Below are 15058 nucleotides of genomic sequence, written 5' to 3'. Positions count from 1 at the left end.
ATCGCGCTAACCCAACTCGGGTCCACTTTAGGGGGAGTGTCTTCATGGCTGATTCAGCCGTCAACGAACCGTCGCCCGCCACCGAACCGCCGCTGCCGCTGCCGCTGCCGGTGCCGCCCGCCGTCCGCCACCGCTTCGTCGACGTCGGCGGCCTGCGCGTCTTCTACCGCGAGGCCGGCCCGGCGGACGCGCCCGTGTTCCTGCTGCTGCACGGCTTCCCGTCCGCCTCGCACCAGTTCCGCCGGCTCTTCGACGTGCTCGGCACCCGCTACCGCCTGGTCGCGCCGGACTACCCCGGCTTCGGGCACAGCGACAGCCCGGCACCCGGGGAGTTCGACTACCGCTTCGACACCCTCGCCGACGTGGCCGAGGGCTTCTGCAAGGCCCTCGGCCTGGACCGGTTCGCCCTCTACGTCTTCGACTTCGGCGCCCCGGTGGGCCTGCGGCTGGCCACCCGGCACCCGGAGTGGATCACCGGCCTGGTGGTCCAGAACGGCAACGCCTACGAGGAGGGGCTCTCCGACCTCGCCCGGGAGTTCATCGCCAACCGGCACGGCGTCCCGGGAGCGGCCGACCGGGTCCGCGCCATCCTCACCCTGGAGATGACCCGCAGCCAGTACGAGGGCGGGACGGGTGACCCGGAGCTGGTCGCCCCCGACGGCTGGACGCTGGACCAGCACTTCCTCGACCTGCCGGGCCGCAAGGACATCCAGGTCGAGCTGGCCCTCGACTACCACTCCAACGTCGCGCTCTACCCGGTCTGGCAGGAGTGGCTGCGCACCCACCGGCCGCCCGCGCTGATCGTCTGGGGCCGGAACGACGCGTTCTTCACCGAGCCCGGGGCCCGTGCGTACCTGCGCGACCTGCCCGACGCGGAACTGCACGTGTTCGACACCGGGCACTTCGCGCTGGAGGAGAAGCTGCCGGAGATCGCCCCGCTGATCGACGCCTTCCTCGCCCGCGGCCGGGACTGACACCACGTCGGCGGCCGCCCGGCGCGGCCGCCGACGAAGCCACCCGGGCCGTCCGGCCGCTCCTGCTCGGCCCGCCACCACACCGCGCGGTCACCACACAGCGGCCATCACGCCGGGTGGCCATCACGCCGCACCGCCGCCACACAGCGCGGCCACCACACAGCACCACCAACCACTCAGGGGATCCACATGTCCAACGAGCCCGCCGCCGGGGTCCGCGGCGTCACCGTCGCGATCGCCTACCACGGGCGCTTCGGCCACACCGCCCGCCAGGCCGAAGCCGTCCGCCGCGGCGCCGCGTCCGTGCCCGGTACCGACGCCCGGCTGATCGCCGTCGACACCGTCACCGAGGAGGACTGGGAGGTGCTCGACGGCGCGGACGCGATCGTCTTCGGCTCCGCCACCTACCTGGGCGACGTCTCGGCCGCCTTCCGGACCTTCGCCGAGTCCACCAGCAAGCGCTGGGCGGCCCAGGCCTGGCAGGACAAGCTGGCCGCAGGATTCGTCAACTCCGGTGCGATGAGCGGGGACAAGCTCAACGCCCTGCAGTCGCTGTCGGTCTTCGCGGCACAGCACGGCATGACCTGGGTGAGCCTGGGCCTGCTGCCCGGCTGGAACCGCAGCACCGGCACCGCCCAGGACCTCAACCGGCTCGGCTTCTGGCTCGGCGCCGCCGCCCAGTCGAACGGCGACCAGGGGCCGGAGGAGATGAATCCCGCCGACCTGGCCACGGCCGAGCACCTGGGCCGTCGGGTCGCGGAGCAGGCCCGCCGTCTGGCCGCCGCCGACGCCGCGCTCGCCGCCGACGCCGCGCTCGCCGCGGCCTGACGGGCCGTCCGCGGCAGGTCGGTCCCGCGGCCGGGCCCGGTCCCCACCCCGGCCGGAATACCGGCCGGGGCGGGGCGGGTTGCAGGTGGCGAGACCGTACGCCCCCGGGCGCCGCGGGCGGGGGCCGGACCCGTCGCCTGCCGCGCCCGGCCCCGAGACAGGACCGTGGATGACCAACGACACCGCCGCCGGCACCGACCGCTCCTTCCTCTTCGTCCTGGCCAGCTCGCGCTCGGACGGCAACACCGAGATCCTCGCGCGCGCCGCCGCCGAGCAGCTGCCGCCCGGCGTCTCCCGGCGCTGGGTGGACCTGAACCGGATCCCGCTGGCCGACTTCCAGGACGGGCGGCACGACGAGGGCACCTGGCCGGCCGGGGAGGGCGAGGAGGCGCTGCTGGCGGCCACGCTGGCGGCGACCGACATCGTGATCGTCTCGCCGCTCTACTGGTACACGGTCTCGGCCCAGGCCAAGCGCTACCTCGACCACTGGTCGCGCTGGCTGCGCGTGCCCGGCGCGGACTTCAGGGCACGGATGGCCGACCGGACGCTCTGGGGCGTGACGGTCATGGCGCACACCGAGGAGGAGGTGGCCGACGGGATGGTGACCACCCTCAACAACTCCGCGGCCTACCTGCGGATGCGGTTCGGCGGTGTGCTGTTCGGCAACGGCTCCGCCCCCGGCCAGGTGCGCGAGGACGAGCGGGCCCTGGAGCGCGCCAAGACGTTCTTCCACCGCGACGCGCCGCTCGCCCGGTTCCCCTACGAGCCGGCGGTCGACGCGAGCTGAGGCCTGTCCTGCGCGAGCTGAGGCCTGTCCCGTGGGTCAGCCGGGGCCCGCACCGGTCACCCCGCACCCTCGGGGGGCGGGACGACGACCACCGGGCAGTGGGCGTGGTGGAGCAGTCCGTGCGGGACGGAGCCGAGCCGCATACCGGTGAAGCCGCCGTGGCCGCGCCGCCCGACCACGACCGCCAGCGCCTGCTCGGAGGCCTTGGCGAGCTCCTCCACCGGGTGCCCGGGGACGGTCTCGTGGCTGAGCGTCTGGGCCGGATGGTCGGTGGCCCGTGCGGCGAGGGCCCCGGCGAGCACCCGGTCGAGCTCGGCCACGTGCCGCTCCTGGTCGCCGGAGCGCAGCAGCGGCGGGCTCCACACCTGGACGACCCGCAGCTTCGCGCCGCGCCGGGCAGCGAGGTCGGCGGCCACGTCGAGGGCCGCCAAGGACTCGGGGCTGGCGTCGAACCCGGCCACCACGACCGGCCGGTCGGTCCCGCTGTGCCCGGCCTCGCGGACCACCACCACCGGGCAGTCGCTCTGGGCGGCGAGCGGCACCGCCACCGAGTAGGAGCTCAGCAGCTCGTCCACGCGGCTCATCCGGCGCGAGCCGAGGACGACGAGCTCGGCATGCTGGGACTCCTCGCACAGCGCCGGCGCCGGCACGTCGTCGGCGAGCACGGTGGCCGCGTCCACGTCCGGCTGCCGGTCGTGGACCAGCGCCAGCGCCTTGGCCAGCGCCTCGTCGCCCCGCTCGCGCAGCCTGCGGTGGCGGTGGCTCTCGTCGAAGCCGCGCAGGTTGACCTCCATCGGCTCCACGGCGTGCACCAGCCGCAGTGGCAGCCGGCGCAGCGCGGCCTCCTCGGCGGCCCAGACGACCGCGGCCGATTCGGGCGCGGTCGCGTCCACGCCCAGGACGACGGGGCGTCGTCCACCGTCGGCTGCCATGGATCCTCCAGCTGGGCTCGGACGAGCGGTCGGAACTCCGCTGCCACCGCTCCGCTTTCCACCGTAGGACTCCGGCCGGGCACCGCAACGCCGACCGCGGGCTCGGCCCGACTGCGCGGCGGCCGGCCCCGCGGCGCTCGGACTCCCGGTGCCCGGCGACCTCCCGGACCGCGCGCCCCGCGACCTGCCACCGGCCGCCCCCGTTGCGGGCGGGCCGACGCCGCCAGAAGATCGAAAGGAGAGCGTCTCCCGCCCGTACCCGGGGCCGGGGGAGGCCCGGCACGTCCACGGTTGGAGGCCCACCATGTCGTCAGCGCCCCGCCGCGGCCCGGCCGGCGACACCGAGCCCCCGCCCGCCGCGATGGAGCCGGCGCCGAGGGAGCCGGAGCCGATGGAGCCGGACGCGAGGGAGCCGGACCCGACAGGGGCGGATCCGACGGATCCGACGGATGCGGACCCGATGGAGACGGTGCTCGCCACCCGCCTGCGCGTCCCGCCCGTCCCCCCGACGTTCGTCCGCCGCCCCCGCCTGGCCGACCCCCTCACCGACGGGCTGCCGCACCACCCGCTCACCCTGGTCACCGGCCCCGCCGGCGCGGGGAAGACCCTGCTCGCCGGCGACTGGGTCCGCACCGGCCGGCTGCCCGGCCCCGTCGCCTGGCTCACCGCCGAGGCCCGCGACAACCTCCCCGGCGCCTTCCGGAGCAGCCTCGTCCGGGCCCTCCACCACGCCGGGGCCGTGCGCGGCGACCAGCTGACCGGCCTGCTCGGCGCCGCACCCGCCGACCCGGACCTCCCGGTCCGCCTCGCCGGGATCCTCGCCGTCCGCCCGGACCCCCTCGTCCTCGTCCTGGACGCCTGCGAACAGCTCACCGACCCCGGCCCGGCCGCCGACCTGCACTCCCTCTCCCGGCACGCCGGCGCCGGGCTCCGGCTCGTCCTGCTCAGCCGCACGGAACCGCTCCTGCCGCTGCACCGCTACCGCGCCGCCGACCTCGTCACCGAGCTCCGGGCCGCCGACCTCGCCTTCACCTGTGAGGAAGCCGCCGTCCTGCTGCGCCACCACGGACTGCAGCTGTCCCCGGACGGGGTGCGGGCGCTGACCGAGCGCACCGAGGGCTGGGCCGCCGGCCTGCGGCTGTCCGCCCTGGCGGCCGAACACGCGCCGGACCGCGAGCAGTACCTCAAGGAGTTCGAGGCCGGGCACAGCACCATCGCCGACTTCCTGCTCGCCGAGGTCCTCGACACCCAGCCCGCCGACACCCGCGACCTCCTGCTGCGCACCAGCGTGCTGGAGCGCGTCCACCCCGGGCTGGCCGACGCGCTCACCGGCCGCCGGGACGCCGAGCGGATCCTGGACGAGCTCGCGCAGGCGAACGCGTTCGTCACCCCGGTCGGCGGCCCCTGGTACCGCCACCACCCGCTGTTCGCGGAGATCCTGCGGGTGCAGCTGCGCGCTCGCCGGCCCGCCCTGCCCGGGGAGCTGCACGCGCGGGCGGCCGGTTGGCTGCACGGGGCCGGCCTGCTCGACGAGGCCGTGCGGCAGGCGGCCGCCGCCGAGCAGTGGGGCCTCGCCGCCGGGTGGCTGGTGGAGCACCTCGCCATCGGGTCGTTCTTCACCGACCGCGGCCCGGCGGCGCCGGCGGACGTGTTCGCCGCGATGCCGCCCGCCACCGGCGGCGCCGCCGCCGACCTGGTCCGCGCCGCGCGGGCGCTGGCCGCCCACGACGTGACCGCCGCCGCCGGTCACCTCGCGGGCGCCGCCCGCGGCCCGGACCGCGCGGGCACCGACGGGGTCGCCTTCCGCTGCACCGAGGCCTTCCTGCACGCGGTCGCGGCCCGCGCGACCGGAACGGGCGGCGAGCAGGCCGCGGACACCCTGGAGAGCCTCGGCCCGCGCCTGTCGGCCCGGCGCCGGCGCGAGCACCCCGAGTTCACCGTCCTGCTCGCCACCGCCCTGGCCGCCGTCCGGCTCCGGCAGGGGCGCCCCGCCGCCGCCCGTGCCGCGCTGGAGCCCGTGCTCCGGACGCCGCAGGAGCCGACCCGGCCGGTCCCGCGGTGCGAGGCGCTCGCCCTGCTCGCCCTCGCCGAGCTCTGGGAGGGCGCCACGGGCCGGGCCGAGGAGCACGCCCGCCGGGCGGTCGAGGACGCCGGGGGCCGGGGCGCGCCGGGTGACGCCGGCTGCGTCCTCGCCCACCTGGTCCTCGCCGACACGGCCGCCGAGCGGGACGACCGTGCGGCCGCCCGGCTCAGCCTGCACCGGGCCGAGGCGGCGGCCGACGGCTGCGCGGACCTCCTGCGGGCCGTGCTGCTCCGGCTCACCCGGGCCCGTCTCGCCCTCCTCCACGGGGACCCGCGGCGGGCCCTGGCGGTTCTGGCGGAGCAGGGCGGCCCGCCGGCGGACCCGCCGTGGGCGGTGCGGCGGGCGGCCGCCCTCGCGGCCGAGGCGAGGCTCCGCTCGGGCGACCCCGCGGCCGCCCTGGCCGGGCTGGCGGCCGCGGGCGTCCGGACCACGCCGGGAGCGGCAGAGCAGGTCGGCGCAGAGCAGGCCGGCGCGGCGCCAGCCGGCCCGGCGGCGCAGGCAGGCGCGGAACAGGCCGTCCCCGACGAGCCCACGGGCCGCCCGGACCGGGGCGAAGCCGGCTCCGCCCCGGCCGGCTCCGCCCCGGAGGGCGCCTTCGGCGAGTACGAGGCGGTGCTCGCCGCCCGGGCGCACCTCGCCGCCGGCGACCCCCGGGCGGCCCTCGCCGCCCTCCCCCCGGAGGCGTGCCGGGCGCCCGGCCCGGCGATCGGCGTCCTGCTGGTACGCGCCGAGTTGAGCGCCGCGGCCGGGCACGAGGAGGCCGCACAGCGGATGGTCGCCCGCGCCCTCGGCCTGGCCCGGCCGGACCGGCTCTGCCGCCCGTTCGTGGACGCGGGGCCCTGGGCGGCCGCCTTCCTCCGGGCCGGGCCCGCCCTCACTGCCCCGCACCGCTGGCTGCCGGAGGGCCTGCGCGGCCCGGCCGGTCCGGCGGACGGGCCGGACACTCCGGCGGACGAGCTTCCGGTGGAGCCGCTGACGGTCCGTGAGCGGGACGTGCTGGAGCGGGTGGCCGAGCTGATGTCCACGGAGGAGGTCGCGGAGGACCTCCACCTGTCGGCCAACACCGTGAAGACGCACCTGAAGAGCATCAACCGCAAGCTGCGGACCACCCGGCGGGCGGACGCCGTCCGGCAGGCCCGCCGGCTCCACCTCCTGTAGCCGCGGGCCTCCTGTCCGCGAGCCCCCGTCCGCGGGTGCCCGGGCTCCGCGAGCCGGGCACCCGCGGTGCCGGGCCCGGCCGCCATCGGGCCACCGCCGCAGGAGACCCGCCGCCGATCCGGGGCGGGCTACGGTCGCCGCAGCGCCCGCCGCGGGCACCTGCCTCGTGGCGGCGCCTGATGCTGCCCCGCACCGGGGCCGGCGCCCCGGCGGACGACCGGGTCGGCCCGCCCGGAGGCGGAGGGTAGACGCGCGCGTATGGAGCTGAGCTCGGCGACTATGGTTGCCGTCCGCCCGGCCGGGTTGACTGGGGGGCATGACGAACGACACGCAGAACTCCCCGCAGACCGACCCGACTTCGAGCCCCCTCGTGCTGGTGACTGGCGGCACCGGCAAGACCGGCCGCCGCGTCGCCGAGCGGCTGACCGACCGCGGCCGCGCGGTCCGGATCGGCTCGCGCAGCGCCGCGATCCCGTTCGACTGGAACGACGAGAGCACCTGGGCTCCCGCCCTGGAGGGCGTCACCGCCGCCTACCTCTCCTACTACCCGGACCTCGCCTTCCCGGGGGCGGTCGAGGCGGTCGGCGCCTTCGCCCGGCTGGCCGCCAAGACCGGGGTGGAGCGGCTGGTCCTGCTCTCCGGCCGCGGCGAGGAGGCGGCCCGGGCCGCCGAGGACGCGGTGCGCGACGCGGACACCGGCTGGACCGTCGTGCGCTGCGCCTGGTTCAACCAGAACTTCGACGAGAGCTTCTTCCTGGAGCCCGTCCTGTCGGGTGAGTTGGCGTTGCCGACCGGTGCCGCCGTCGAGCCCTTCGTGGACGCGGACGATATCGCCGACGTGGCGGTTGCGGCGCTGACCGAGGAAGGCCACCATGGCGAGGTGTACGAGCTGACCGGACCGCGCCTGCTCTCCTTCGCCGATGTCGCCGCCGAGTTGACGGCGGCCACCGGCCGCGAGATCCGTTTCACCCCGATCAGCGTCGAGGAGTACCGGGCGGTGCTGGCCGCGGCCGGCCTGCCGGGCGACTTCGCCGACCTCTTCACCCTGATCCTGGACGGCCGCAACGCCCACCTGTCGGACGGCGTCCGGCGGGCGCTGGGCCGCGAGCCCCGGGACTTCGGGGCGTTCGCCCGGGCGGCCGCCGCCCGCGGCGCCTGGAACGCCTGACCCCACCGCTTCCGGCCCGGGCCCGACGAGGCCCGGGCCGGCGTCAGTTCCACCCATCCGTGCCCCGCCCACCGAAGGACGACCCGATGAGCCTCGACCGGACCGCCCCCGCCGCCCCCGCCGCTTCCGACACCTCCGCCGCCGCGGCCCCGGCCCGCGCGGCCGCCCCGGGCCGGGCGGCCGGGCCGCTCCTCGCGGTCGCCACCGTCGCCATGGGCCTGATGGCCGGCCTCTTCTTCGCCTTCGACGTGTCCGTGATGCCGGGCCTGGCCCGGGGCGACGACCGGACGTACGTCACCGCGATGCAGAACATCAACAAGGCGATCGAGAACGGCGTCTTCGGCCTCGTCTTCGTCGCCGCGCTCGCCGTCACCGGTGCCGCGGCCTTCGTCCAGTACCGGGGCGGCCGCCGTGGCCCCGCGCTCTGGGCCGCCGCCGCGACCGTGCTCTACCTGGTCGCCCTGGTGGTCACCATGGCGGTGAACATCCCGCTGAACAACGAGCTGGCCCAGGCCGGCGACCCGGCGTCGATCCAGGACCTCGGGGCCGTGCGCGACCGGTTCGAGTCCACCTGGGTGACCGCCAACGTGGTGCGGACGCTGCTCTGCACGGCGGGCCTGGCCGCCCTGGTGCGCGCCCTGTTCCTGCACGCCCGCGCCGTGCGCTGACGTACCGTCACCCCCACTCTGGCCGGCAGCCCGGTGTGCGCCCTGTGCGCCCCCCGTGCTGTCGGCCAAGTCCGTTGTGGTGCCGGTGACTTGGCCGTATCGGGCGGGTTCTAGAATCATGGCTGCGAACAGCGACCGCCGGGGGTGGACGACCCCCGGGGAAGGGGCGGCAGCCACGTGAGTCCCGCACTGCGACCGTTCCGCGTGGAGGGCAGGGCGATCCAACTCGCCAAGTACCTGGCCGAGGAACGGATCGACGACCTGGTCAGGTGCTCCTGCATCGGCAACGAGGTCTCCATCGACCTGTCCGACACCCACTTCCTGATCGGCCTCGGCGGCCTCGGCGGGACGGTGCGGCTGAACTTCCAGATGACCCACGACGGGCCCGCCCACGCCCGCTCGTGGAACCGCCACCTCCCGGCCGGCTCCGGCCCGGAGGACATCGCCCACCGCATCGCGCTGGACATCGCCACCCTCGGCCGCGAACTCGCGCCCCTGCGGGAGAACCCCCCGAACCCGCGGACGGCGCCGCAGCCGCGCACCCAACCGCAGCCGCGCACCCAAGCGCAGCCACGTACGCAGCCGGAGCCGCAGCCGCGGAAGCCGGCGCAGCCACGGACGCAACCGCAGCCCCGCACCCCGGCGCAACCGCGGACGGCCGCACCGCCGAGACCGCGGCGGCCACGGACACCCCCGTCCGGCTGACCGGGAACGCCCGAGGCCGCCGGGCGGGCGGACCCGCCCCGGTGTCGGGGGCGGGCCGCCCACCCGGCGGCCTCGGGCCGTGCCGGGGGCGATCCGGAGGCGGTCAGCCGACGGTGTCGCAGTGCAGGACCAGCGCCCAGCAGAGGAAGCCGAGGGCGGCCGTGCAGAGCAGGGCACGGGCGACGTTCCACCGCACCCAGCGCGACTCGAAGCGGCCGCGCACGGCCGCCGGGTCCGGGATCCGGCTCGGGTCACCCGCCGCGGCGAGCGCGTCGTTCAGCGGGATGTTGATCCGTCTGGTCACCACCAGCGAGGCCGTGTAGCAGACCAGCGCCGCCACCGTCGCCGGCAGGCCCCGGTGTCCGTCGGCGGGCAGGTGCAGGACCACCGCCACCGCCGTGGTCGCCAGGGCGCCGACGAAGCCCAGCAGGAACCAGCCGTTGAGGATCGCCACGTTGATCCGCTGCATCACCTCGATGAAGATCCTGTCCTCCGTTCCGCGCAGCCCCGGCATCACCGAGCACGCGTACGCGTAGAACAGCCCTGCGCTCAGTCCGGTGGTCATCGTGGCGGCCACGAGCGCGATCACGCGCGACACTTCCATCGGGCACATCCCTCCTCTCCGTCCGCGGCAGTGCTGCCGACGGGTCTGGCCGACCGGGTCGCCCCGGCCTGCCGGGCTCTGCCCGCCCGGCGTTCAGACTCTCTCAAATGACGGAACGTCAATCCATGTCCACGCGTCTAGGCTTACCCCATGGACACTCTCACCGGACTGCTCGACGGGCCGAAGGCCCGGGGTGCCTTCCTGCTGCGGTCGATCCTCACCCCGCCGTGGTCGCTGCGGATCGAGGACGGCGCGCCGCTCTCCGTGGTCACCATGGTCCGCGGGGACGCCTGGATCGTGCCCGAGGGCGGTACGCCGGTGCTGCTGCGGCCGGGCGACGTGGCGATCGTGCGCGGCCCCGAACCGTACACCGTCGCGGACGCGCCGCAGAGCCCCGTCCAGGTGGTGATCGGCCCGGGGCAGGTCTGCACGCGCGACGGGGTCAGTGTGGCCGAGTCGATGGCGCTGGGCGTGCGGACCTGGGGCGAGGCCCGGCCGGGCGAGGACCACGCCGTCATGCTCTCCGGCACCTACCGGGCCGAGCACGAGATCGGCCGCCGGCTGCTGGACCACCTGCCGACCCTGCTGGTCCGCCCGAGCGGCGACGGCACCGCCACCGAGGACACCCTGGTCCGGCTGCTGACCACCGAGCTGACCCGTGACGAGCCGGGCCAGGAGCTCGTCCTGGACCGCCTGCTGGACCTGCTCGTGGTCGGGGTGCTGCGCAGCTGGCTGGCCGTCCCGGACGGCGGCGCCCCCGCCTGGTACCGGGCCCAGCACGACGAGGTGGTCGGCCCGGTGCTCCGGCTGATGCACGACGATCCGGCGCGGCCCTGGACGGTGGCCGGGCTGGCGGCCGAGGTCGGCGTCTCGCGGGCGGGGCTGGCCCGCCGCTTCACCGCGCTGGTCGGCGAGCCGCCGATGGCCTACCTGGCCACCTGGCGGCTGGCGCTGGCCGCCGATCTGCTCCGCGACCCGGAGCGCACCGTGGCCTGGGTGGCGCACCGGGTCGGTTACAGCAACCCCTTCGCGCTCAGCGCGGCGTTCAAGCGGGTCCGCGGGCTCACCCCGCAGGAGCACCGCTGGCTGGCCGCCGATGCGCCGGCCGCCACCGGGCCGGTCCACGCCGCGACCACGGTCGTGCTGGCCGGCTGACCGCGGGCGATCGGCCACCACGGGCCCGGGTCCGGCGGCGGACCCGGTTCCGGTACCCGGCCGGGTGGGAAGGAGACCTCCCACACCCTCGACCGGGAGCACGACATGACGATCAGTCACCGCACCATCGGCAACGGCGCCCACAAGGTTCTCGTCCTGCACGACTGGTTCGGCACCAGCGCGGGCTGGGGCGCCTTCCTCGACCACCTCGACCCCGAGGCCTTCGGCTACGCCTTCCTGGACTACCGCGGCTACGGCGTCCGCCGGGACGTGGTCGGCGAGTTCACGCTGGCGGAGATCGCCGCGGACGCGCTGGCGCTGGCCGACCAGCTGGGCTGGGAGGAGTTCTCGCTGGTCGGGCACTCGATGGGCGGCAAGGCGGCGCAGCGTGTCCTCGCCGAGGCGCCCCGCCGGGTGCGCCGGCTGGTCGGCGTGTCCCCGGTCCCGGCGAGCGCCTACCCGCTGGAGGGGGACGCCCACGACCTCTTCCACGGCGCCGCGGACCACCCGGCCAACCGGCGGGCCATCCTCGACCTGGTCACCGGGCACCGGGCCTGCGGCCGCTGGCTGGACGCGATGACGGCGCGCTCGCTGGCCGACTCCCGGCCGGAGGCCTTCGCCGGGTACCTGGACGACTGGACCACCGCGGACTTCGCCGCGAAGGTCGCGGGCAGCTCGCTGCCGGTGAAGGTCTTCGTCGGCGAGCACGACCCGGCGCTGTCGGCCGAGGTCATGCGTGGCACCTGGCTGACCCACTACCCGCAGGCCGAGCTCGAAGTGCTGTCGAACGCCGGGCACTACCCGATGCACGAAGTCCCGGTGGCGTTCGCGACCGCACTGGAGGCCTTCCTGCGGGCCTGACCGCCCGGGCGGCGGCCCGTCCCGAGCGGGGCGGGCCCGCCGCTCCTCCGGCGCTCAGCCGCCGGCCCTGTCCCGCGTGCCGCCGCGTCGGCGCCGGCTCGCACCGGCCACCCCCTGTCGCCCGGCGGTTCGCAGGCGTACGGTGGCCACACGGTGGCGCGCGGCCCGACGGCGCGCCCGGCGGGTGCGGTCACGGCGGCGCCACCGCCCCGCCTTGGCACGCCCCGCCGGAGGCCGCGATGGCTGATCCCCAGGCCGACCGCCCGCCCGACCGCATGGCCTTCCTCACCACCCCGCGCCGGCCGCGCGAGCGACGGGACCCGCGCGAGCGGCTGGGGGACCGCCACGAGGTGTACCGCCCCGGCGCCCTGCTCCCGATCATCGGCGCCCAGGCCGCCCGCTGCATGGACTGCGGTCTGCCGTTCTGCCACCGGGCCTGCCCGCTGGGGAACCTCGTCCCGGACTGGAACACGCTGGTCTCCCGCAGCGACTGGCGTGCGGCCGCGGCGCGCCTGCTGGCGACCAACAACTTCCCCGAGTTCACCGGCCGGCTCTGCCCGGCGCCCTGCGAGAGCGCCTGCGTGCTGGCCATCGACGGCGAGGCCGTGACGATCAAGAACGTGGAGCTGGCGATCGCCGACCGGGCCTGGGAGCAGGGGTTCGACCGGCCGCAGCCGCCCGAGCGGTCGACCGGGCTGCGGGTGGCCGTGGTCGGTTCGGGCCCGGCGGGGCTGGCCGCCGCGCAGCAGCTCACCCGGGCCGGCCACACCACCACCGTGTACGAGCGGGCCGACCGGATCGGCGGGCTGCTCCGCTACGGCATCCCGCCGTTCCGGCTGGAGAAGCACCGCCTGGACCGGCGGATCGACCAGATGCGGGAGGAGGGCACCCGGTTCCGGACCGGCGTCGCCGTCGGCGGCCACGACCTGCCCGCGGACCTGCTGCGGGCGCGGCACGACGCGCTGGTCGTCGCGGTCGGCGCCACGGCCTGCCGGGAGCTCGAAGTCCCCGGCCGCCGGATGCCCGGCGTGCACCAGGCGATGACGTACCTCACGCTGGCCAACCGGGTGGACGAGGGCGACCTGCCGGCCTCCCCGCTGTCCGCCGAGGGCCGCCGGGTGGTGATCGTCGGCGGCGGTGACACCGCCGCCGACTGCCTCGGCACGGCCCTGCGGCAGCGCGCGGCGGCCGTCACCCAGCTCGACATCAACCCGCGCCCGCCGGCCCGGCGCGCGCCCGCCCAACCCTGGCCCGTCCACCCCAAGGTGTACCGGGTGACCACCTCGCACGAGGAGGCCGGCGGGGAGGAGGCCGAGCCCAGGGTCTTCGCGGCCACCACGGTGGGCTTCGAGGCCGGTGCGGACGGGCGGCTGGCCGGCGTGCGGTTCGCCGAGGCGGAGCCGGGCGACCGCCGGCCCCGGCCCGGTACGGCGCGGACCCTCCCGGCCGAGCTGGCCCTGCTGGCGCTCGGCTTCTCCGGCGCGGGCTTCTCGGGCCGCCGCCGCAGCCACGGGCTGGCCGCCCAGCTGGGCCTGGCGCTGGACGGGCACGGCAACCTCGCCCGCGGCGGGGACTTCGCGGCCGCGTCGGCCGGCGCACCCGGCGGACCGGCGGACGGCGTCTTCGTCGCGGGCGACGCCGGGCGCGGCCAGTCGTTGATCGTCTGGGCGATCGCGGAGGGCCGGGCCGCGGCCGCCGCGGTCGACCGCTACCTGCGGGGCGCCACCGAGCTCCCCGCTCCGATCGCGCCCTTCGACGGCCCGCTCACGGCCTGACCGGTGCACCCCGGTCGGGGCCGTGTCGCGGCGGGCCGGTCGGGCTGCGAGCGGGCCGATGGCGGGCCGTCGGCGCCCGGCCCGGGGCCGCGTGCGTCCGGGCCCAGCGCCGCACCCGGCGCCGGCGGCCTCAGACCAGTTCGAGGACGAGCTTGCCGGTGTTCTCGCCGCGGAACAGCATCTGCAGCGTCCGCGGGAAGTCGTCCACCGTGCCGCGGACCACGTGCTCCAGCACCTTGATCCGCCCGGCGGCGATCCAGTCGAGGATCTCCCGGGCCGCCTCGCGGTAGCGCGGTGCGTAGTCGAAGACCACGAAGCCCTCCATCCGGGCCCGGCGGACCAGCAGGTTCAGGTAGTTGGAGGGCCCCTGGACGCCGGTGGCCGAGTTGTACTGGCTGATCGCGCCGCAGATCACCACGCGGGCGTGCATGGCCAGGTTGGCCAGGGCCGCGTCCAGGACCGCGCCGCCGACGTTGTCGAAGTAGACGTCGACGCCGTCCGGTGCGTGGGTGCGCAGGGCCTTGCGGACGTCCTCGCTCCGGTAGTCGATCGCGGCGTCGAAGCCGAGCTCCTCGGTCAGCAGCGCGCACTTGTCGGCGCCGCCGGCGATGCCGACGACCCGGCAGCCCTTGGCCTTGGCGATCTGGCCGGTGATGGTGCCCACCGCGCCCGCGGCGCCGGAGACCACCACGGTCTCGCCCTCCTTGAGGGCGCCGACGTCCAGCAGCCCGAAGTACGCCGTCATGCCCGGCATGCCGAGCGCGCCGAGGTAGGCGGAGGGCGCGGCGGCGGTCGGGTCGATCCGGAACGCGCCCCGGCCGTCGGAGACCACGTGCTCCTGGACGCCGAAGGTGCCGACGACCAGGTCGCCGATCCGGAAGTCCGGGTGGTTGGACTCGGTGACCTCGACGACCGACCCGGCCCGCATCACCTCGCCGATGCCGACCGGCGGCAGGTAGGAGCGGCGGTCGTCCAGCCAGCCGCGCATCGCGGGATCCAGCGAGACGAAGCGGGTCCGCCCGGCGAACTGGCCCTCGCCGGGCGCGGCGGCCGCCTCGGTGGCGTGCTCCCAGTCCTCGGCGGCGATCTCGCCCTGCGGACGGCGGGCGAGGCGGATCTGACGGTTCGTGGCGGACAGCATGGTGGCTCCTGGTGGGTGGGCTCGTGCTGCTGCGCGGGGTCCCGCGTGCGACGGAGGAGAGTCTAAGCAAGCGCTTAGTCATCTGGCCAGGCCCGGGCTCTGCGGACCGTCCCCCGCCCGCCGACCGGGTCGGGCGGTACGTCGTTCGGGCGAGGCGCGGCGGCCCCCGGCGCGGGTGCCGGTTAGGTTCGGCCCGGAGGGGCGGGGGACCGACCGACG

General features: G+C 76.6%; 13 protein-coding genes. 10 read left to right on the top strand and 3 right to left on the bottom strand.

Annotated features, from left to right (window positions below; translation table 11 throughout):
• The first annotated feature begins 44 nt into the window (after window positions 1-44).
• From RMN57_RS03260 to RMN57_RS03250, 3 genes are all read left to right on the top strand, one after another.
• Entirely contained in the window at window positions 45-974 is a 930-nt protein-coding gene (locus tag RMN57_RS03260) for an alpha/beta hydrolase (RefSeq protein WP_313761825.1), read from the top strand.
• A gap of 189 nt (window positions 975-1163) precedes the next feature.
• Complete coding sequence (locus RMN57_RS03255) at window positions 1164-1802, top strand: flavodoxin family protein (RefSeq protein ID WP_313761824.1); 639 nt, start codon at window positions 1164-1166, stop codon at window positions 1800-1802.
• 169 nt (window positions 1803-1971) lie between these two features.
• Complete coding sequence (locus RMN57_RS03250; RefSeq protein WP_313761823.1) at window positions 1972-2589, top strand: NAD(P)H-dependent oxidoreductase; 618 nt, start codon at window positions 1972-1974, stop codon at window positions 2587-2589.
• 56 nt (window positions 2590-2645) lie between these two features.
• Here RMN57_RS03250 and RMN57_RS03245 read toward each other — a convergent pair whose 3' ends face one another.
• Window positions 2646-3521, bottom strand: a complete 876-nt coding sequence (locus RMN57_RS03245; protein ID WP_313761822.1) for a universal stress protein — start codon at window positions 3519-3521, stop codon at window positions 2646-2648.
• Between the two features lie 304 nt (window positions 3522-3825).
• Between RMN57_RS03245 and RMN57_RS03240 the strand changes: the two genes are divergently transcribed.
• The 4 genes from RMN57_RS03240 to RMN57_RS03225 all read left to right on the top strand — a co-directional run bounded on the left by RMN57_RS03240 (window position 3826) and on the right by RMN57_RS03225 (window position 9303).
• Window positions 3826-6762: a LuxR C-terminal-related transcriptional regulator gene (locus RMN57_RS03240; protein WP_313761821.1), complete on the top strand. Its 2937-nt coding sequence runs from the start codon at window positions 3826-3828 to the stop codon at window positions 6760-6762.
• A gap of 316 nt (window positions 6763-7078) precedes the next feature.
• A complete protein-coding gene (locus RMN57_RS03235) occupies window positions 7079-7930 on the top strand; it encodes an NAD(P)H-binding protein (RefSeq protein ID WP_313761820.1) in 852 nt (283 codons plus the stop codon).
• Between the two features lie 86 nt (window positions 7931-8016).
• Window positions 8017-8598: an anthrone oxygenase family protein gene (locus RMN57_RS03230; RefSeq protein ID WP_313761819.1), complete on the top strand. Its 582-nt coding sequence runs from the start codon at window positions 8017-8019 to the stop codon at window positions 8596-8598.
• Window positions 8599-8775: 177 nt separating this feature from the next.
• Window positions 8776-9303 carry a hypothetical protein gene (locus tag RMN57_RS03225; RefSeq protein ID WP_313761818.1) on the top strand — a complete coding sequence of 176 codons (528 nt, stop codon included), beginning with the start codon at window positions 8776-8778 and terminating at the stop codon, window positions 9301-9303.
• A gap of 103 nt (window positions 9304-9406) precedes the next feature.
• Here the strand turns inward: RMN57_RS03225 and RMN57_RS03220 are convergent, their stop codons facing one another.
• Window positions 9407-9907 (bottom strand): DUF1772 domain-containing protein, encoded by a 501-nt coding sequence (locus tag RMN57_RS03220; protein WP_313761817.1) that lies wholly within the window; start codon window positions 9905-9907, stop codon window positions 9407-9409.
• A gap of 150 nt (window positions 9908-10057) precedes the next feature.
• Between RMN57_RS03220 and RMN57_RS03215 the strand changes: the two genes are divergently transcribed.
• The 3 genes from RMN57_RS03215 (at window position 10058) to RMN57_RS03205 (ending at window position 13698) form a co-directional block, all read left to right on the top strand.
• Window positions 10058-11062 carry an AraC family transcriptional regulator gene (locus tag RMN57_RS03215; protein WP_313761816.1) on the top strand — a complete coding sequence of 335 codons (1005 nt, stop codon included), beginning with the start codon at window positions 10058-10060 and terminating at the stop codon, window positions 11060-11062.
• A gap of 105 nt (window positions 11063-11167) precedes the next feature.
• Window positions 11168-11923 (top strand): alpha/beta hydrolase, encoded by a 756-nt coding sequence (locus RMN57_RS03210; RefSeq protein ID WP_313761815.1) that lies wholly within the window; start codon window positions 11168-11170, stop codon window positions 11921-11923.
• 239 nt (window positions 11924-12162) lie between these two features.
• Window positions 12163-13698, top strand: coding sequence for a glutamate synthase subunit beta (locus tag RMN57_RS03205; protein ID WP_313761814.1), 1536 nt, complete (start codon window positions 12163-12165; stop codon window positions 13696-13698).
• A 130-nt stretch (window positions 13699-13828) separates the two neighbouring features.
• Here RMN57_RS03205 and RMN57_RS03200 read toward each other — a convergent pair whose 3' ends face one another.
• A complete protein-coding gene (locus RMN57_RS03200; protein ID WP_313761813.1) occupies window positions 13829-14839 on the bottom strand; it encodes an NADP-dependent oxidoreductase in 1011 nt (336 codons plus the stop codon).
• Window positions 14840-15058: the final 219 nt, after the last annotated feature.

The sequence above is a fragment of the Kitasatospora sp. CM 4170 genome (genome assembly GCF_032110285.1).
Classification (GTDB): Bacteria; Actinomycetota; Actinomycetes; order Streptomycetales; family Streptomycetaceae; genus Kitasatospora; species Kitasatospora aburaviensis.
The sequence above is the reverse complement of the archived record's forward strand: the minus strand, read 5'-3'. Positions and strand labels throughout refer to the sequence as shown.